Here is a 20,182-nt window from a genome sequence, read left to right on the forward strand (position 1 = left end):
CCCGGGTCTTATCCTTGGATGTCTGCGAGGCTTTCCCGCAGCAATCCTGTCAAGAAATCGGCCACGACCCCCTGGCCGATTTCGTCCGTTATCAGATCGTTCCTGATTTCGATCATGACGTTGAGAAGTCCCGCCGGCAGGGCGTGGACTTCCAGCGTATGCGTTACGCCGTCCGCCGGCCCATAAGGCTCGTTGCGCTCGACGCGGTAAAGATGGGTGTCGGATGCTGCCTCCAGCATTCGGTCTGCAAGCCGGGCGTCGGTATCGTGAAGCACGCCGATCTCCACGGGCCGTTCCTTACCAAAATAGACCGGCGTGAAACTGTGAATGGTGACCAGCACCGTCTTCTGCCCCCTCGCCCGCCGCGCCGCGATCTCCTCGCGGATGCGGCCGTGGAACGGGAGGTAGAGCGCCGTGGTGCGGCGGGATTTCTCCGCCTCGGACAGGTTCTCGTTGCCGGGGATCCGGAAGACTTCGGACACGTCGCGGATCGCGGCAGGCGAACCCGGCGGGCGGTTGCAGTCGTAGATGAGCCGCGAAAACCGCTGGTGGATCAGCGTCGCGTCGAGGCTCTTCGACATCAGCCGGGAGACGGCAAGCGCTCCCGGATCCCAGGCGATATGGGAGGCGAGCGCATCCGCGGAAAGCCCGAGATCGCCATAGCGTTCCGGCAGGCGCCGCGAGGCGTGTTCACAGACGAGAAGCACATCTCCCCGGCCGCCGGCATTGTCCACGGCAACGGGTCCGCCATCCGCCTCCGAGAAGAATTCCGACTGGACCAGCATCGACGCGTTCCGGAAAAAATCGTTTAAATTGGATTAAGAAGAGAATTCTTCACTTTCCGGCCGCCGTCAACGGGATTCTGAAAATTTCTCTTCAAAGGAACCGTTGACTTCTCCGCAGAAACGATTGTTAATCTTTTCGATAACCGGCGAAGACCGGAGGGAACAGCTTTAGTGCCACCAACTGCACGCACCGTATCGGATGTCATTCGTGTTCGTTACGATAGCCTGACGCGCGCGGAAAAACAGTTGGCGGACAGTCTATTGGAGAACTATCCGGTGTCAGGGCTCGGCAGCATCACTGTGATCGCGGAGAACGCCCGTGTTTCGACGCCGACGGTTGCGCGGATGGTGCAGAAGCTCGGCTACAAGGGCTACCCGGAATTCCAGTCGCATCTGCATCACGAGCTCGAGGCGACCATCTCCAACCCGATCGCCAAGCACGACCGGTGGGCGTCAAACGCACCGGGCACACATATCCTCAATCGCTTTGCCGACGCGATCACCGCCAATCTGCGCGATACGCTTTCGGATCTTGACACCACGACTTTCGAGGGCGCGGCCGCACTTCTGCGTGATCGCAACCGGGGCATCTACTTCGTTGGCGGCCGCATCACCGGGGCGCTGGCCGAGTATTTCTTCACCCACATGCAGGTCATCCGTCCAAAGACGACCCTGATCTCCACCAATTCGAGTTCCTGGCCTCAGCATGTTCTCAACATGAGCGCCGGCGACGTCCTGGTGATCTTCGATATCCGACGCTACGAGCAGGAGATGGCGACGCTGGCAGAGGCCGCACGGGCCAACGGCGTCGTCATCATCTTGCTGACCGACGTCTGGGCCTCGCCCGTTGCCAAACATGCGCAGCATACGTTCAAGGTGAGGATCGAGGCGCCGTCGGCCTGGGACAGCTCCGTTATTACTCTCTTCGTCGTCGAGGCGCTGATCGAGGCGGTGCAGAGCGCCACGTGGGAGGAAACTCGCGAACGCATGAACTCTCTGGAAGGTCTGTTCGAGCGGACGATGCTGTTCCGCCGCCCGGGCCGCCAGAGCCGTCCCGACTGACCGGTCGGGGTTAAGAAATATGCCGGCAATCCGGGATTTTCATGAGCAAATGCTCATCCTCCGGGCTGTCATATACGATACATGAACTGGCTCTACGAGTCGCGCCGAAACGATCCAGACTACACGACCTGCACCCCTAGGAGGATACCTTGATCAACAAGACCCAACGTCTTCTTTCTCTGACGACCGCCATCGTCATCGCCTCCACGGCCATCGCAGCCGCGGCGCCCAGCGCCGAGCTGATCGCAGCCGCGAAGAAGGAAGGCACGCTGACCACGATCGCGCTGCCCCATAGCTGGTGCGGCTACGGCGACGTCATCGCCGGATTCAAGGCGAAGTACGGCCTCGAAGTCAACGAATTGAACCCGGACGCCGGTTCGGGCGACGAAATCGAAGCGATCAAGGCCAACAAGGGCAACAAGGGCCCGCAGGCTCCCGACGTTATCGACGTCGGCCTGTCGTTTGGCCCCAGCGCCAAGGCCGACGGCCTGATCCAGCCCTACAAGGTCTCCACCTGGGATTCGATCCCTGCCGACGCCAAGGACGCAGACGGTTACTGGTACGGCGACTATTACGGCGTCCTGGCCTTCCTGGTGAACAAGGACCTCGTCAAGACGTCGCCGAAGGACTGGCCCGACCTCCTGAAGTCCGACTATGCAAACGCAGTCGCTCTCGCCGGTGATCCGCGCGGCGCCAACCAGGCCGTTCAGGGCGTCTATGCTGCCGGTCTCTCCGGCGCCAAGGGCGACTCCGCCAAAGCCGGCGACGAAGGCCTGAAGTTCTTCGCCGAACTCAACAAGAAGGGCAATTTCGTGCCGGTCACCGGCAAGGCTGCCCCGTTCGCGCAGGGCACCACGCCGATCATCATCGCCTGGGACTATAATGCCCTGTCCTGGGGCGAAAGCCTGAAGGGCAACCCGCCCTTCGAGGTCGTGGTTCCGGCAAGCGGCGTTGTTGCAGGTGTCTACGTGCAGGCGATCTCCGCCTTCGCTCCGCATCCGAACGCCGCGAAGCTGTGGATGGAATACCTCTATTCCGACGAAGGTCAGCTCGGCTGGCTGAAGGGATATTGCCACCCGATCCGCTTCAACGATCTTGCCAAGAACAGCAAGATCCCGAAGAACCTGCTCGACGCCCTGCCTCCGGCAGCAGCCTATGAGAAGGCCGTATTCCCGACGCTCGACCAGCAGTCCGCCGCCAAGGAAACCATCACCAAGAAGTGGGATAGCGTGGTCGGCGCCAACGTCGCCAAGTAATCGAACAAGACCGGACTCCCGTGCCGCCCGGCGCGGGAGTTTTCCCGTTTCACCCTGGATGGCCAGCATTCATGACCACCGCTTCCACGTCATTCATCGACCGCCGGACAGTCATCGACTGGCTCGGCATCGTGCCGTTCATGGTATTCGCGCTCGCCTTCCTGATTGTTCCGACGCTCTATCTGATCGTCGGCGCCTTCTTCAATCCGGCGGGCGAATTCACGTTTCAGAATATTTTCGATCTCTTTTCGCCTTCCATCCTTGGCGCCTACTGGATCAGTATCCGGGTATCCGTCGCGTCTGCGCTCGGCGGAGCATTGATCGGCTTCTTCCTCGCCTGGGCCGTCGTGCTCGGCGGCTTGCCGTCCTGGATACGCTCCAGCCTGTTGACCTTTTCGGGCGTCGCCTCGAATTTCGCCGGCGTGCCGCTCGCCTTCGCCTTTCTGGCGACGCTCGGCCGGACCGGGCTCGTCACCGTCTTGATGCGTGACTGGTTGGGCTTCAATCTCTATTCGACAGGCTTCAACCTCCTGTCGTTCTTCGGCCTGACGATCACCTATATGTTCTTCCAGATCCCGCTGATGGTGCTGATCCTCACCCCCGCGCTCGACGGCTTGAAAAAGGAATGGCGCGAGGCATCCGAAATTCTCGGCGCATCCAGCTGGCAATATTGGCGCATGGTGGTGCTTCCGATCCTCTGGCCGAGCCTGATGGGAGCCACGCTTCTCCTTTTCGCCAACGCCTTCGGCGCGATCGCGACCGCCTTTGCGCTGACCGGTTCCTCGCTCAACATCGTGCCCATCCTGCTCTACGCCCAGATCCGCGGCGACGTGCTCCACAATCCGAACCTCGGCTACGCGCTGGCTCTCGGCATGATCGTCATCACCGGCATTTCCAACATCCTCTACATCTGGCTGCGCACCCGGGCCGAACGGTGGCAGAAATGAAGGCGTCCAAGATCCTTGCCTGGCTCGCGATCGCCATCGGCGCGATCTATTTCCTCGTGCCCCTGATCGGCACGTTCGAGTTCTCGCTGCGCATGCGGCGCGGCGTCTATTCCTTCGACGCCTACCAGTCGGTCTTCACCGACGCCCAGTTCCGCGCCACCTTCGGCTTCTCCATGCTGATGGCATTGGTGACGATCGTCGTCGGCATGCTGCTCATCGTGCCGACAGCCTATTGGGTGCGGCTGCGCCTGCCGCAGATGCGGCCGGTCGTCGAGTTCATCACGCTGCTGCCGCTCGTCATTCCGGCGATCGTCATCGTGTTCGGCTACCTTCGCCTCTACAATTCCTCGTCCTGGATCCCGTTCACGGGCTCGACGCAGGGCACGAATATCCTGCTGACCTTCTCCTACGTGACGCTGGCGCTCCCCTACATGTATCGTTCCGTCGACACGGCCATGCGGACCATCGACGTGCGGACGCTGACGGAGGCCGCGGAAATCCTCGGCGCCAAGTGGCCGACGATCATGTTCCGCTGTATTTTCCCGAACGTCATGTCGGGGGTGCTCTCCGGCGCCTTCATCACGTTAGCGATCGTCATGGGCGAATTCACCATGGCAGCCCTTCTCAACCGTCCGGCCTTCGGTCCCTATCTCCAGCTCGTCGGCGCCAACAAGGCCTATGAGCCTTCGGCGCTCGCCGTCATCGCGTTTGCGATCACCTGGCTCTCGATGGGTCTGATCCAGCTCGTTTCCCGCTTCGGCAAATTGTCGCCGTCCAGGCCTTAAGGAATTTTGATGTCGTTCCTCGTTCTCGAAAGTATCAAGAAGAGTTTCGGCCAGACGCAGGTCGTCAAGGACTTCAACATGTCCATCGAGAAGGGCGAGTTCGTCTCCTTTCTCGGACCGTCGGGTTGCGGCAAGACAACCGTGCTGCGCATGATCGCCGGGTTTGAAAGCCCAAGCGACGGGGCGATCTCGATCAACGGCCGGAACCAGAACGCGCTGAAGACCAACCAGCGCAATATCGGCATGGTCTTCCAGGCCTATGCGCTGTTTCCGAACATGAACGTCTTCGACAACGTCGCCTTCGGTTTGAAGGTGGCGGGCAAGTCCAAGACGGAGATCGAAACGCGCGTCAAGGAAATGCTGAATCTAATCGGTCTCGACCATCTCTCCGACCGCTATCCCTACCAGATGTCCGGCGGCCAGCAGCAGCGCGTAGCGCTCGCCCGTGCGCTCGCCCCGAAACCGCAGGTCCTGCTGCTCGACGAGCCGCTGTCGGCGCTAGACGCCAAGATCCGCGTCTCGCTGCGCGAGGAAATCCGCCAGATCCAGCGCCAGCTCGGCATCACCACCGTCTTCGTCACCCACGACCAGGAAGAGGCGCTGTCGATCTCCGACCGCATCGTGGTGATGAATGCCGGCCGCGCCGACCAGATCGGCACGCCATCGGAGATCTACAACCGTCCGACCACCCGCTTCGTCGCATCCTTCGTCGGCACGCTCAACATCATCGAGGCGACCGTCATCGATCCGTCCGCCAACACGGTCAAGGTCGGCGAGAACACGATCAGGCTGCGGGAATCGATCGGCGCCCTGAAGGGCGGCGACAAGCTGTCGATCGCACTGCGTCCGGAAGCGGGCTCGCTGCTGGAAAATGCCAAGGGCGACACGTCGCTGACCGGCCAGGTGATCTCTTCGCACTTTCTGGGCTCCGTCATCCGCACAAAGCTCGAAGTCGGCGGAAACCAGATTTCCTTCGACATGTTCAATTCGCCGGATGCCGTCCTGCCTCAGTCCGGCGAGACCTTGACGCTGCGCTTCAACGCCCACGATTTCCTGATCGTCCGCGACTGATCGGAAGTCTTCTGCAAATCAGCGGGCTGATGGCCCATAAGCAAAAACGGCATCCTCGCGGATGCCGTTTTTGCGTTGAGAATCTCACGCCGCGTCGTCTACCGCATCCTGGCCGGACGTCGGCACGTAGTTGAGGACCGGACCGAGCCAGCGCTCGATCTCCTCGATCGACATGCCCTTGCGCTTGGCATAATCCTCGACCTGGTCACGCTCGACCTTCGCCACCCCGAAATAGTACGAGGCCGGATGGCCGATATAGAGGCCCGAGACCGATGAGCCGGGCCACATCGCGTAGCTTTCCGTCAGGATGACGCCGGACGCCTCTTCCGCATCGAGCAGCCGGAACAGCGTCGCCTTTTCCGTATGGTCGGGCTGGGCCGGATAACCGGGCGCCGGGCGGATACCGCCGTAACCCTCGGTGATCAGCTCTTCCGTGGAGAAATTCTCGTCCGGCGCATAACCCCAGAATTCCTTGCGGACCCGCTCGTGCATGCATTCGGCGAAGGCTTCGGCGAAACGGTCGGCCAGCGCCTTCACGAGGATCGACGAGTAATCGTCGTTCGCCCGTTCGAAACGTTCGGCGATCGCCACTTCCTCGATACCGGCCGTGACGACGAAACCGCCGACATAGTCGTCGAGACCGGTCGCAACCGGGGCGACGAAATCCGACAGCGCGACGTTCGGGCGACCGTCCCGCTTCGAAAGCTGCTGACGCAGTGTGAAGAAGGTCGCCAGTTCCTCGTTGCGGCTTTCATCCGTGTAGACGCGGATGTCATCACCGACGGCATTGGCCGGCCAGAAGCCGATCACCGCCCGCGGCCGGAACCATTTTTCGGCAATGATCTTGTCGAGCATCGCCTGCGCATCGGCATAAAGCTGGCGCGCCGCCTCGCCCTGCTTCTCGTCCTGGAGGATCGCCGGGAACCGCCCCTTCATCTCCCAGGTCTGGAAGAACGGCGTCCAGTCGATATATTTCGCCAGTTCCGCCAAGTCATAGGTCTCGAACACTTTCGTTCCGGTGAACTGCGGCTTCTTGGGCTGGTAGGACGACCAGTCGACCTTCTCGGCATTGGCGCGCGCGCGAGCGATCGGCAGGCGGGTCTTTTCCGCTTCCGAGCGGGCATGGGCCGCCGCCACCTTGGCATATTCCGCCTGCACCGTGCTGATATAGCTCGGCTTTCCGTCTTCGGACAGAAGCGCGGACACGACGCCGACTGCGCGGCTGGCATCGGTCACGTAGATCGCCTGGCCGCGATCATAGCGCGGATGGATCTTGACCGCCGTGTGGACACGGCTGGTCGTCGCCCCGCCGATCAGCAGCGGAATGTCGAACCCCTGGCGCTCCATCTCGGATGCCACATGCACCATCTCGTCGAGCGATGGGGTGATCAGGCCGGAAAGCCCGATGATGTCGACCTTCTCGGCAATCGCCGTTTCCAGGATCTTGGTCGCCGGCACCATCACGCCGAGATCGATGATCTCGTAATTGTTGCAGGCGAGCACGACGCCGACGATGTTCTTGCCGATATCGTGGACGTCGCCCTTGACGGTCGCCATCAGCACCTTGCCGGCGGACTTCTTCTGGTCCCCGCCGTTGAGGCGCTTTTCCTCTTCCATGTAGGGCAGAAGCACGGCGACGGCCTGTTTCATGACGCGGGCGGACTTCACCACCTGCGGCAGGAACATTTTTCCGGAACCGAACAGGTCGCCGACCACGTTCATGCCGGCCATCAGCGGACCTTCGATCACATGCAGCGGCCGCTCCGCATTCTGGCGCGCCTCCTCGGTATCGCCCTCGATGAACTCGTTGATGCCGTTGACGAGCGCATGCGAAAGGCGCTTCTCCACCGGCCATTCACGCCAGGCGAGGTCTCTCTCCTTGGCTTCCTTGGCCCCGGTCCCGCGATAACGCTCGGCGAGTTCGAGCATCCGTTCCGTCGCATCGTCGCGACGGTTGAGCACGACGTCCTCGCAGGCCTCGCGCAGGTCCGGATCGATGTTCTCGTAGATCGCCAGCTGGCCGGCATTGACGATGCCCATGTCCATGCCCGCCTGGATGGCGTGGTAGAGGAACACGGCATGCATCGCCTCGCGCACCGGCTCGTTGCCGCGGAACGAGAAGGACAGGTTGGAGACACCGCCGGAGATATGCACCAGCGGCATGCGCTCGCGGATGGTCTTGGTCGCCTGAATGAAGGCGAGACCGTAGCTGTTATGCTCCTCGATACCCGTCGCGACCGCAAAGACGTTGGGGTCGAAGATAATATCTTCCGGCGGGAAATCCGCCTCTTCGGTCAGCAGCTTGTAGGCGCGTTCGCAGATCGCCACCTTGCGCTCGTAGGTATCGGCCTGTCCCTGTTCATCGAAGGCCATGACCACGACGGCGGCGCCATAATTGCGCAGCAGCTTGGCCTGGGCGATGAACTTCTCCTCGCCCTCCTTCATCGAGATCGAGTTGACGACCGGCTTGCCCTGCACGCATTTCAGGCCCGCTTCCATGATCTCGAACTTCGACGAGTCGAGCATGATCGGCACCCGGGCGATATCCGGCTCGGCGGCGATCAGGTTGACGAATTCGACCATCGCCCGCTGCGAGTCGATCAGGCCCTCGTCCATGTTGATGTCGATGACCGAAGCACCGTTTTCCACCTGCTCGCGGGCGACCACCAACGCAGCGGTGAAATCGCCTGCGGTAATCAGTTTGCGGAATTTCGCCGAGCCGGTGACATTGGTGCGCTCGCCGACATTGACGAAGGGGATGTCCTTGGTGAATTCGAAGGGTTCCAGGCCCGCAAGCGACATGAACGGCCGGTGTTCCGGCACTTCGCGGGGCCTGTGCGGCGCGACCGCTTCGGCAATCGCGCGGATATGCTCAGGCGTCGATCCGCAGCAGCCGCCGACGACGTTGACGAGGCCTTCCTCGGCAAAGCCCTCGATCTGGCGGGCCATGTCTTCAGGCGATTCGTCGTAACCGCCGAACGAATTCGGCAGGCCGGCATTCGGATAGGCGGAGATGAACGTGTCGGCGACGCCCGAGAGTTCCTGTAGGTGCGGCCGCATCGCATCGGCGCCGAGCGCGCAGTTGAGGCCAACGGTGAAGGGCTTCGAATGACGGATGGAGGACCAGAAGGCCGACGGCGTCTGGCCGGACAGCGTGCGGCCGGAAAGGTCGGTGATCGTGCCCGAAATCATCACCGGCAGGCGGATGCCCTTCGCCTCGAAACGCTCGGCACAGGCGAAGATCGCCGCCTTGGCGTTCAGCGTATCGAAGATCGTCTCGATCAGGATGATATCGGCACCGCCGTCGATCAGGCCGTCGAGCTGTTCGCCATAGGCGATGCGCAGGTCGTCGAATGTCACCGCCCGGTAACCGGGATTGTTGACGTCGGGCGAAATGGAGGCGGTGCGGTTGGTCGGGCCGATGGCGCCGGCGACGAAACGGCGACGACCGTCTTCCTTCTGCGCCCGAAATGCCGCGCGCTTGGCCAGCCGCGCGCCGTCGCGGTTGAGGTCGTAGACCGCGTTTTCCATCTGGTAGTCGGCCTGGGCGATGCGGGTCGACGAGAACGTGTTGGTCTCGATGATGTCGGCGCCCGCCTTGGCATAACGGTAATGGATATCCTCGACCGCCTGCGGCTGCGACAGGATCAGCAGGTCGTTATTGCCCTGCTGATGGCAGGCGCAGCCGGCAAACCGCTCGCCGCGAAAATGCCCCTCGTCGAAACCGAGCCCCTGGATTTCGGTGCCCATCGCGCCATCGATGATCAGGATGCGCTCGCGCGCAGCCGCCTTGAGTGCCGAGAGAATCTCCACGCCATCGCGCGCGGCGGCTTCGGGACCAAAGAGTTCGTCGAACATGGCACTGCCCTTCATCATTTCCGGATATCTCAATAACCGCATAAAGATATGTTTATGTCAATATATAACCGGTATGTCCGACAATATAGAATAGTCGATGACATGAAACCGACCGAGCGTTATAGGCGTTCTGATCCCAATGCCCCCGCCATAGCGATTCCGAGGTTTTCATGAGCGACACCGGTCAGACAGAAGCCAAGTGGGCGAGCCTTCCCTATCATCGTCGTTGGCTCCTGAACGAGGCCGACGGGCTCTTCGATTTTTTCCAGTACCGGGCGATGAACCCAAAGGGCGGTTTCTTCGATCTCGACGACCAGGGCTTGGCCCTCGGCGGCGCCAATCCGACGCGGGGCATTCATGCCTCGGCGCGCATGGTCCACTGTTTTTCGATCGGCCACCTGCTTGGCCGGCCGGGCTCCGGCGATATCGTCGACCACGGCATGCGCACTCTCTGGGAGCGTCATCGCGACACGGAATATGGCGGCTATTTCTGGCAGGTCAATGATGACGGCGCGGCTGATCCCGCCAAGCAGGGTTACGGCCACGCCTTCGTGCTGCTCGCCGCTTCCTCCGCCAAGGTCATTGGCCATCCGCTCGCCGACCGGATGCTGGCCGACATTACCGAGGTCCTCGAAACCAGGTTCTGGGAACCGCGTCATGGCGCGATCGCGGAGGAGTTCAATCGTGACTGGTCACCGATCGATGGCGGCAGCTATCGCGGCCAGAACTCCAACATGCACCTCACCGAAGCGTTGATGGCAGCCTATGAGGCGACCGGCGAGACGGCCTATCTCGACAAGGCGACAAGCATCGCCGACCTCGTCATCCGCCGCTCTGCCGGCGGCGTCGGTTTCCGCGTTGCCGAGCATTTCGATCCCGAATGGGCGATCGACAAGGACTATTACCACCCCGACGAGATGTTCCGCCCGGCCGGCACCACACCCGGCCACTGGCTGGAATGGTCGCGCCTCCTGCTGCAGCTCTGGACGCTCGGGGATAAAAAGCACGGCTGGATGCCGGACGCGGCAAAATCGCTGTTCGTCCAGTCCATGTCACTGGGCTGGGACAAAGAGAAGGGCGGCTTCTTCTACACGCTCGACTGGAACGACAAGCCCGCCAAGACCAACAAGCTCTGGTGGCCGATGTGCGAGGCAGCCGGTGCCGCCCACTTCCTCAACGAGCACCTGCCGGCCGACGATTTCTACGAGGACAGCTACCGGCGGATCTGGGGTACGATCGCCAACCGTTTCATCGACCATACAAACGGCGGCTGGCACGAGGAGCTGACCGAGGATCTCGTCCCGGCCCACACCCTCTTTCCCGGCAAGGGCGATATCTACCACGCCCTGCAGGCCTGCCTCATCCCGCTCTTTCCGGCAAACGGCAGCCTGACGAAGGTCATCGTCGAGGCCGAAGGGCATCTCTGAGGCTTTCGCGCCAGAGTCCCAATGCTGACGGAACCATATACGCCTGCGTCGGTTTCCGGTGTTACATCACGGGTAACATCGGGATATCGCGACCATGCTCAACGTTCTCGCGGAGGAGTTTTCGCACGAGGCGCCCGTTGCAATCGAGGTGTTTCTGGTGAGGCTGGTCGGCGCCGCATTTCTCTGCGGTCTGATCGGCCTCGAACGCGAATTTCGCAATAATTCCGCAGGCCTGCGTACCAACATGCTGATCGGCCTCGCATCTGCCGTCTTCACGCTGGTCGGCCTGCAGATCATGCATGAGTTCGGCAACCAGCCCAATACCGTCCAGATCGACCCGATCCGCCTCATCGAGGCCGTCACCGCCGGAATTGCGTTCCTTGCCGCCGGCGTCGTTTTCCAAATGCGCGGCGATGTGAAGGGCCTGACGACCGGCGCCAGCATGTGGCTGTCCGGTGCGATCGGGCTCTGCGTGGGCCTCGGCATGTGGATCGTCGCAGTAGCCGCGACCAGCGCCGGCATCGTCATCCTCTGGCTGCTGCGCAAACCGAAGTTGCAGCGGGTATGAAGGACGAAGAATAACGGCTCAGCCGCAAAAACGAATGCGGCTCAGCCCCCCGACCGTGGCGTCACCATCGACCGTATGCGGGTCGTCAGCAGCTCGTAGTCGTAAGGCTTGGTGATCAGCGCCGTCCGGCCGAGCTCCTCCGATCCCGGCACGTTGCGGTCGCCGGTGGCAAAGATCACCGGCAGATCGGTAAGCGTTTCGCGCAATTTCAATGCGAGTTGCAAGCCACTCATTTCCGGCAGATGCACGTCGGTGACGAGGATGTCGATCGTCTGGCTGCCACCTGCGGCAAGCGCTTCGGCCGCCGATCCCGCCTCGACCACGGTCATGCCGGCATCCTGCAGGAAATCCGCCGTCGAGATGCGGATCAGCGCTTCGTCCTCGACCAGCAGAACCGCGATCGGCAGATCTGGCGCCGAAGGCTGCTCGACGGCCGGCTGAACAGGCGTTATCTCGGGAGGACTTTCGGGCAAGCCCGGCGACGGAGCCTGCCGGCTCTGATCGATCACCTGGCGGATTTTTCGGGCGAGCGTCTCCCGCGTATAGGGCTTGCTCAGCAGGTTGACCCCCGGATCGAGCCGCCCGCCGTGGACAATCGAATTTTCGGTATAACCCGAGGTGAACAGCACACCGAGATGCGGCAGCCTCTCCTTGGCCCGCTTGGCGAGATCGCTGCTTTTCAACCGCCCCGGCATCACCACATCCGTGAACAGGCAGTCGATCGGCACGCCGCTTTCGACGATCGCAAGCCCGCTGTCGGCATCCTTGGCCCGCAGGACCCGATAACCGAGTTCGGCGAGCAGACTGACGGTGATTTCCCGCACGGCTTCGTCGTCCTCGACGACCAGTATTGTCTCGTCGCCGCCCAAGGCAGCACCACTGGCATTTTCGCCAACCAAATCCTCGTCCTCCATCGATCGCGGAAGATATATCCGCACGGTGGTGCCGTTGCCCGGCTCGCTGTAGATCCTGATATGGCCGCCCGACTGTTTGACGAAGCCATAGACCATGGAAAGGCCGAGCCCTGTCCCCTTGCCTTCCGGCTTGGTGGTGAAGAAGGGATCGAAGACCTTGTCCAGAATGTCGGCCGTCATGCCCGTACCGGTATCGGTGACCGCCAGCATCACATATTTCCCGACGTCAATGTCGAACGCGTGCCGCGCATATTCGTCGTCGAGGAAGACATTGCCGAGCTCGATCGTCAGCTTGCCCTGCCCATTCATCGCATCGCGTGCATTGATGGCGAGATTGAGGAGCGCGTTCTCGACATTGCTCGGATCGACCAGCGTGTTCCACAACCCGCCGCCGACGATCGTGTCGATCTCGATCGCTTCGCCGAGACTGCGCCTCAAGAGATGATCCATCTCGCGGATCAGGCGGCTCAGATTGATCACCTTCGGCGAAAGCGGCTGGCGGCGGCCGAAGGCGAGAAGCTGCGAGGCAAGCCGGGCGCCGCGCGACGCCCCTGCAAGCGCGCTGTTCAACCGTCTTTCGGCAACTTCATTGCCCGCGAACTCCCGCCCGAGAAGCTGGAGATTGCCGGTGATCACCTGCAGGAGATTGTTGAAATCGTGGGCGATGCCACCGGCGAGGTTGCCGATCGCCTCCATCTTCTGGCTTTGGCGAAGCACTTCCTGCGTCCGCTCGAGCTCGATCGTTCTTTCCTCGACGCGATGGCCGAGGGTTTCGGCGAGGCTGGAAAGCTCCGATTCGGTCTGTTTCTGTTCATCGATATCGGTATTGGTAGCGACCCAGAGGGTGATCTCGCCTTCGGCATTCTTGATCGGTACCGCGCGACTGATGAACCAGCGATAGACGCCGTCGTGGCGGCGCAGGCGGATCTCCGTCTCAAGACGGCCCCCGACGCGGATCGCTTCTCCCCAGGCCGCGGCGATCCGGGGAGAATCGTCCGGATGCAGCATCTCGGAGCGGCGCTCCCTGTCGAAATAGAAGGATTCCAGGCCGCTATAGGTAAAGATCTGGTCGTTGCACCACTGCATCCGGCCATCCGGTGTCGCCGTCCACACATGCGTCGGCAACGACTGGGCAAGCGTGCGGAAACGGTCCTCGTTCTCGCGGGCCGCCTCCTGCGCACGGCGAAGCTCCGTGACGTCCTGACCCTGCACGAAAATGCCGCTGACCAGACCGTCGCGATCGCGGATCGGCTGATAGACGAAATCCAGAAAACGCTCTTCCGGCGGAACGCTTTCGGAGGGCTGCAGAACGACGCGCGCGCCAACGGCGCTATAGGGCGTACCCGTCCGGTAAACCTCGTCGAGCAGTTCGTAAAAGCCCTGGCCGGCGATATCCGGCAGAGCCTCGCGCACCGTCTTGCCGATCAGGTCCTCGCGGCCGACGATCGTCCGGTAGGATCTGTTGACAATCGAGAAAACATGCTCTGGGCCGCGCAGCACGGCCATGAAGCCGGGCGCCTGCTCGAACAGCATGCGCAGATATTCCCGCTCCTCGCCAAGCGCGACATTCTGCCCCTGGACGGCATCGGCCCGGCGCATCAGATCCGTATGAAACTGCAGGCCGGCGTCGCCCGCAGACCGGCTGCGCAGCAGGTGAAGTTCGGTCACATCCACGGTGTGCTGCAGGATGAAGACCAGCTTGCCGGCCTCGTCCTTGATCGGCGTATGGGTGGCACTCCAATAACGATCCTCAAGCTCTCCATCGGGACCTTGGATCGGATATGGGAGGAGCGGCAGGTGATCCACCCCACCGGTGGAAAGGACCTTGGCGAAGGATTGGCGCAGCAGCCGGCCCGGGACTGACGCCGGCTCGCTCGGAAACACATCGAACATGTTGCGGCCGAGAAGCTCTTGACGGCTACGCCCCGTCACCGCCAGATAAGCGTCATTCATCCCGACAAGCCGCAACTCCCGGTCGAGGATGACATAGGGATTGGGTGAGAGATTGAACAACTGATTCAGATCGATTTCGGAAAGCTCCGTCAGTCTGAACATGGGCCGTCCCTGATGCCAAATGTGTCGTCAGGTTATAGAGTTTCCGCGATTATTGACAATTGAAATCAAGCGCGTCCCGGAAATCTCCCACGGGATTGTCGCGATCGCCAAAGAATACTCATGTCCCGGTTTGAGGTCCGGGTTCTGGCACCGACTCGTGCGCAGATCATCCGGATTACTTGATCCGGATACGCTGCTTTTCGATCGGTTGGACGAAGAGCCGGGCAACCTCGTCGGCCGGCATCGGCTTGCCGTAACGATAGCCCTGCCCCGCCTCGCAGCCCATCAGGCGAAGCGCCGCCTCCTGCTCCTCGGTCTCGATACCCTCGGCGATCGTCTTCAGCCCCAGTTCCTTGCTGAGCATGATCAACGCCCGGGTGATGGCCGCGTCGCGCGGTTTGGTCAGGAGGTCCCGAACGAAGCCCATGTCGATCTTGAGCGTCGTCAGCGGATAGCGCTGCAGCGAGCCGAGCGAAGCATAGCCGGTGCCGAAATCGTCGAAAGCAATGCCGACGCCGAGTTCGCTCAGCGCCTGAATCGACTCGAGTGACTGATCGTCGTCGTTGAGCGTGACCGTCTCGGTGATCTCGATCTCCAGGAGCCGCGGATCGAGAGCGTAGCGCGCGATCAGGTCGACGACGCTGCGCGCCAGATCGCCGGCCCGAACCTGCGCGGGAAACAGATTGACGCCCATCTTGATCGGCGGATAACCGGCTGCATTCCAGGCGGCCATCTGGCGACCCGCCTCGTCCAGCACCCACAGGCCGACGTCGAGCGCGATAGAACTCTGCTCCAGAGCCGGAAGGAAAGCGGCGGGCGACAGGAGACCGCGTTCGGGATGCTGCCAGCGTATCAATGCTTCGACGCCGAACACCTCGCCGGTCTCGATGGTCACCTGCGGTTGATAGTGCAGCACGAGCTCGTGCCTGTTCAAAGCCCGCAGCAATTCGTCCCGGAGCGTTCGCCTTGCCAGGGTCTCGTTGCGCATCGACTGTTCGAACATGCGCACGACGCGACCGCCGGCCTGTTTGGCCCGATAGAGCGCGAAATCGGCGCTGGCGATCAGTTCCTCCGCATCCGAACCATGATTGGGAGCGAGCGAAAAGCCGACGCTCGCCCCGACACGGAACGTGTGCCCGGCAACCTCGAACGGTATCTTGAAAGCCTCGATGACCACATTTGCGGTCTTCTGGGCGATAAGGGGATCGCCAGTTCCGGGAATGAGAATGGCAAACTCGTCGCCGCCGAACCGGGAGACCGTGACGTTACGATCGAGAACCGCCGGCAATCTGACACCGATCGCCTGCAGCAGGGAGTCGCCGACGCCGTGCCCCAGCCGATCGTTGACGTCCTTGAAGCCGTCGAGATCGAAGAGCAGCACGGCAAGCGGCCGCTTGCTCGCCAGTTCCTCGCGCAGAAGGTCCTCGAAACGAGGCCGGTTGCATAGGCCGGTGAGCGTATCCTGGCTTGCCAGCCTCAGGAGCCGGACGTCGCGGTCACGGCGTTCGGATATGTCCTTGATGATGGCGCCCACGCCGACGCCGCGCTGATCGTGCCAGATCGAAAGGGCCATCTCGATCGGAAACTCCGTACCATCCTTGCGGCGAGCCGAAACCTCGACGGTCTTGCCCTTGAGCTTGGAATTGCCGCCCGCGGCCACGCGCGCGAGACCGGCATTGTGGGCCGCGCGGAATCGCTCCGGCACGATCATGTCGAGCGAGCTGCCGATCATCTCCTCCCGTCCGAAACCGAACATGTCGAGCGCCGCCTGGTTGACGAATTCGATCCGGCCGGTGGGATCGACGGTAATCAGCGAAAGATCGGTAGCATTCGCAAAGTTGGCAGCCGTCGCCTGCGGTATGCCCTCGCGACGCAATTCCATGTGCTCCATGACCATGGCTGCAAGGCCCGCGAGCGTCCGCCTTTCCCGCTCGGAAAAGCTTTCGCGCACCTGCGTGTCGGCGATGCACAGCGCTCCGATCCGAAAACCGTCCGGCGAGACCAGCGGCGCTCCGGCGTAAAACCGGATGAATGGTTCGCCGGTGACGATCGGCAGGCTGGAGAACCGGGCGTCGAACCGGGCGTCGGACACCACGAGAACATCATCCGTGCGGATCGTGTGATCGCAAAAGGATTCGGATCGGTGGGTCTCCTCGATATCGAGACCGGAACAGGCCTTGAACCATTGCCGATCCTCCTCGATCAGCGTCACGAAAGCCATGCGCGTGGAAAAAAGCTCCGAGGCAAAACGGCAGATGCGATCAAAACGGTTTTCAGGCCCGGAACCCGCAATACGGTAATTTGCCAGAGCGTCGAGCCGTCTGCGCTCTGCAATATCGATGCTGTCGACGTGGGACATCTCTGCTCCGGAGGCGGGCGGTAGTACCACACCATAGAAATCCATCCATTAGAGAAAGCATAACGAGGCGCCCCCAAGAAATGAATGGTGTTTGGCCGAGGCCTCACCCGTTTAGCGGGATGGAAGAAAGCTTTTTCGACTTAAAATGAAAAACCTTCCGGATTTGCACCCGGAAGGTCGTTTCGATTAGGCACACTGCCCGGAAATGGATCAACTTATAGGGGAAGGTAGTAACGGCCCCGCTCGTCGCGCTCCAGTCCCCTGGAGCGGAAAGTGTCGAGTTCGCGGACAACTTCGCGACCGTCGCGACTGCCGACTGCCGCCATCAGCTCCTCGAAATGCTTTGCGCCGTCCTTCAGAGCCGCTTCGAGCGAGGGGAAACGCTTGCCGGGATAGGACGGAGCCTGCGGCGTGACGAGTTCCCAGTTCTGGGCATGCTGCATCGGCCAAGTGAGATCGTAGCCGGCCTTGGCACCGGAACGGGAGCCGTGAAGCGACGGATCGAGCGGCGACAGCCGAACACCAGTTGCGATCACCAGATCGCGGTCGGCCTGGAAACGGGTGCCGAACGCCCATTCCATCTGGCTGTCGTCGAAAATATCGATGTCCGGATCGACGACGAAGACGTTCTTGACGCCGACGGCACCGAGAACCGCGTAGAGTGCCGAACGGGCCTCGCCCGGATAGGTCTGGCGGATCGAGAAGCGCATGCTCATCGATCCACCGGCGGCGACCGGCGCGTAGACGGCAACCGGCTGGCGCACCACATCGCCGAGCGTCTTCCAGACGTTCATCTCCATGCGCAGCGCCTCGAGGTTGGACGTATCGGTGAAGTCCATGCGATTGCCGGAGATGGTCGCCGTCTGGAACAGCGCATCCTTGCGATGGGTGATCGCGGTCACATGGAAGACCGGGTTGGTCTTCACGACGCCGTAGTAGCCGAGATATTCGCCGTAAGGGCCCTCCTTCTCCACGTAACCGCGCTCGTCGAAATAACCTTCGATGACCATTTCCGCGTCGGCCGGGACCATGATGTCGCTGGTCACGCATTTGACGATCGGCAGCGGCGCGCCGCGGAGCGACGAGATCAGCTCCAGCTCGTCGACCGGTTCCTTCATGGTGGCGGACACCATGTCGATCGGGTGGCAGCCGACCACGTAAGCGACATTCAGCCGCTCGCCGCGCGCGGACGCGGCCATGTACATGACACGCAGGTCGCTCGGCGCGATCAGGTCGACGCCCGCTTCCTGCGGGCCGCGCAGCATCAGCCGGCGCATGCCGCAATTGTAACGGCCGTCCTTCGGGTCGATCGTGTAGTCGATCGTCGCGGAAATGTAGGGCGCGCCGTCAAGCGCGTGCTGCACGTGGACCGGCAGCTTGAGGAGATCGGCGTCAGCGCCTGTCAACACGACCTGCTGCACGGGCGCTTCGCCCCCGGAAAGCTTCACCAGTTCCGGCTTCAGCGACAGGCGGCGGCGCATCTCGAGCGCCACCTCGCCGGCCGGCACGCCGAAAGCCTTGGCGAGACGGGAACGGCTTCCGACCACGTTGCCGACCAATTGCTGGCCTTCCGGACCGGCATTTTTGAACCAGACGGCCTTCGGGTTGTTCTGCAGGATCGCCGCGACATCGGCCAGATCGACCTTCTTCTCACGGATATCGAGCTCGTCCGCGCTCAGGCTCTCGACGAAATTCTTCAACCGGAAACGGTCGAGATCAAGTGCGGCGGCGGATTGAGTTGTCGTATTGGCGGTCATTTTGTCCTCTCCCGAAAACGCGTTTCTGCGTGGGATGTTTTCTAGTCAGAACAGTTGATTAAATCAAATATAATTATACAATGTTGTATCAGGTCGCATCGGGGAGGTGCGATCGGCCAGTGTCGACTGCAAGACCGGGCCATCCATGGGAGGGAATTTATGCAGACTATCACGCGTCGTTTCGTGCTTGCCGCATCGGTCGCCGTCGCGGGCAGCGCCTTCGGGCTTTCGCCGGCCACGGCACAGACGAATTACCCAAATCAGACCATCAGCATGATCTGTGCGTTCCCGGCGGGCAGCGGCGCCGATGTCATCGTCCGCTTTTTCGCCGAAAAGATCGCCAAGGTTTCGGGCGCCACCATCATCGTCGAAAACAAGCCGGGCGCCGGCGGCAATATTGCCGGCCAATACGTCACGCGCTCCAAGCCGGACGGTTATACGATCTTCTTCCATACCGGCAGCGCCGTCGCCGGCAACATGCACATGTTCAAGACGCCGCCCTTCGACGTGGTGAAGGACCTGCAGGTCGCAGCCACCGTCAACAAGCAGCCACACATGATCGCCGTTCCGATATCGAGCCCGATCAAGACCATGAAGGAACTGACCGAATACCTGAAGAAGGAAGGCTCCAACGCGAGCTACGCCATCAACAACACGTCGGGCAAGGTTCTCGCCGCCATCTACAAGCAGGAAGCCGGCCTCGACACGGTTGAAGTCGCCTACAAGAGCAGCGCCGATTCGATGAACGACATTTTGAGCGGTGCGATGGCCTTTGCGGCCCAGGATCCGGTCTTCTCCCTGTCGCAGCTTCGCGAAGGCCGCTACCGCCTGCTGGCGGTCAGCTCCGCCAAGCGCATTCCGGGCGCTCCCGACGTTCCGACGATGACGGAATCCGGCTACCCGATGGACCAGGTCGGCTGGTTCGCGATGATGGTCCCCTCGGCGACGCCGAAAGATATCGTCGACAAGATCAATGGCTGGACCAGGCAGGTTCTCGCCCAGGAAGACGTCAAGAAATTCGTGACCGACCAGGGCGGCGACGTGTTCGTCTCGACGCCGAAAGAAGGCCAGGAATATCTGAAGAAGGAAGTCGCGGCCTGGGCAGGCTACGTCAAAATCGCCAATATCCCGCAACAGTGAGGAATCGGACCTCCGGCTCCACTCTGTCGGCCCCCACGGCACCGCTTCCGACCTGCGCGGGCACCTGCCCGCGTTTTCACACCGGACATAAGAAACCACGCAAAACTATATGTTTTTTAGATCACGACGGTTTCCGCCGTTGGACGCCGCATCCGCGCTCATGCTAGAACCAGTTTAAGGACAGGCTGTCAGGTTTCA

Annotated in this window: 13 protein-coding genes; 8 read left to right on the top strand and 5 right to left on the bottom strand. The window is 61.7% G+C overall.

Annotation, left to right across the window (positions count from 1 at the left end; translation table 11 throughout):
• Positions 1 to 8: 8 nt before the first annotated feature.
• On the bottom strand, positions 9 to 785 hold the full coding sequence (locus tag RG540_RS11000; protein WP_038587693.1) for an N-formylglutamate amidohydrolase: 777 nt from the start codon (positions 783 to 785) through the stop codon (positions 9 to 11).
• Positions 786 to 956: 171 nt separating this feature from the next.
• Here RG540_RS11000 and RG540_RS11005 point away from each other — a divergent pair, with 171 nt between their 5' ends.
• From RG540_RS11005 to RG540_RS11025, 5 genes are all read left to right on the top strand, one after another.
• Complete coding sequence (locus RG540_RS11005; RefSeq protein WP_038587696.1) at positions 957 to 1,847, top strand: MurR/RpiR family transcriptional regulator; 891 nt, start codon at positions 957 to 959, stop codon at positions 1,845 to 1,847.
• A gap of 149 nt (positions 1,848 to 1,996) precedes the next feature.
• Positions 1,997 to 3,103 (top strand): ABC transporter substrate-binding protein, encoded by a 1,107-nt coding sequence (locus RG540_RS11010; RefSeq protein ID WP_038587699.1) that lies wholly within the window; start codon positions 1,997 to 1,999, stop codon positions 3,101 to 3,103.
• Between the two features lie 71 nt (positions 3,104 to 3,174).
• Entirely contained in the window at positions 3,175 to 4,050 is an 876-nt protein-coding gene (locus tag RG540_RS11015; RefSeq protein ID WP_038587702.1) for an ABC transporter permease, read from the top strand.
• Positions 4,047 to 4,835 carry an ABC transporter permease gene (locus tag RG540_RS11020; protein ID WP_038587705.1) on the top strand — a complete coding sequence of 263 codons (789 nt, stop codon included), beginning with the start codon at positions 4,047 to 4,049 and terminating at the stop codon, positions 4,833 to 4,835. The genes RG540_RS11015 and RG540_RS11020 overlap by 4 nt, the downstream gene beginning before the upstream one ends.
• Before the next feature lie 9 nt (positions 4,836 to 4,844).
• Positions 4,845 to 5,906 (top strand): ABC transporter ATP-binding protein, encoded by a 1,062-nt coding sequence (locus tag RG540_RS11025; protein WP_038587709.1) that lies wholly within the window; start codon positions 4,845 to 4,847, stop codon positions 5,904 to 5,906.
• Positions 5,907 to 5,990: 84 nt separating this feature from the next.
• Here RG540_RS11025 and metH read toward each other — a convergent pair whose 3' ends face one another.
• A complete protein-coding gene (gene metH / locus RG540_RS11030; protein WP_038593541.1) occupies positions 5,991 to 9,764 on the bottom strand; it encodes a methionine synthase in 3,774 nt (1,257 codons plus the stop codon).
• Between the two features lie 170 nt (positions 9,765 to 9,934).
• On the opposite strand from metH, the gene RG540_RS11035 reads away from it, so the two are divergent.
• Complete coding sequence (locus tag RG540_RS11035) at positions 9,935 to 11,191, top strand: AGE family epimerase/isomerase (RefSeq protein ID WP_038587711.1); 1,257 nt, start codon at positions 9,935 to 9,937, stop codon at positions 11,189 to 11,191.
• A gap of 94 nt (positions 11,192 to 11,285) precedes the next feature.
• Positions 11,286 to 11,759, top strand: a complete 474-nt coding sequence (locus RG540_RS11040) for an MgtC/SapB family protein (RefSeq protein ID WP_322789620.1) — start codon at positions 11,286 to 11,288, stop codon at positions 11,757 to 11,759.
• A gap of 41 nt (positions 11,760 to 11,800) precedes the next feature.
• Here RG540_RS11040 and RG540_RS11045 read toward each other — a convergent pair whose 3' ends face one another.
• The 3 genes from RG540_RS11045 to RG540_RS11055 all read right to left on the bottom strand — a co-directional run bounded on the left by RG540_RS11045 (position 11,801) and on the right by RG540_RS11055 (position 18,844).
• Positions 11,801 to 14,728, bottom strand: coding sequence for a hybrid sensor histidine kinase/response regulator (locus tag RG540_RS11045; RefSeq protein ID WP_038587714.1), 2,928 nt, complete (start codon positions 14,726 to 14,728; stop codon positions 11,801 to 11,803).
• Between the two features lie 175 nt (positions 14,729 to 14,903).
• Entirely contained in the window at positions 14,904 to 17,087 is a 2,184-nt protein-coding gene (locus RG540_RS11050) for a putative bifunctional diguanylate cyclase/phosphodiesterase (protein ID WP_038587717.1), read from the bottom strand.
• Positions 17,088 to 17,302: 215 nt separating this feature from the next.
• Positions 17,303 to 18,844, bottom strand: a complete 1,542-nt coding sequence (locus RG540_RS11055) for a UbiD family decarboxylase (protein WP_038587720.1) — start codon at positions 18,842 to 18,844, stop codon at positions 17,303 to 17,305.
• Between the two features lie 159 nt (positions 18,845 to 19,003).
• Here RG540_RS11055 and RG540_RS11060 point away from each other — a divergent pair, with 159 nt between their 5' ends.
• Positions 19,004 to 19,984, top strand: a complete 981-nt coding sequence (locus tag RG540_RS11060; RefSeq protein ID WP_038587723.1) for a Bug family tripartite tricarboxylate transporter substrate binding protein — start codon at positions 19,004 to 19,006, stop codon at positions 19,982 to 19,984.
• The last annotated feature ends 198 nt before the right edge of the window (positions 19,985 to 20,182 follow it).

The sequence above is a fragment of the Neorhizobium galegae bv. orientalis str. HAMBI 540 genome, from assembly GCF_000731315.1.
Lineage (GTDB): Bacteria > Pseudomonadota > Alphaproteobacteria > Rhizobiales > Rhizobiaceae > Neorhizobium > Neorhizobium galegae.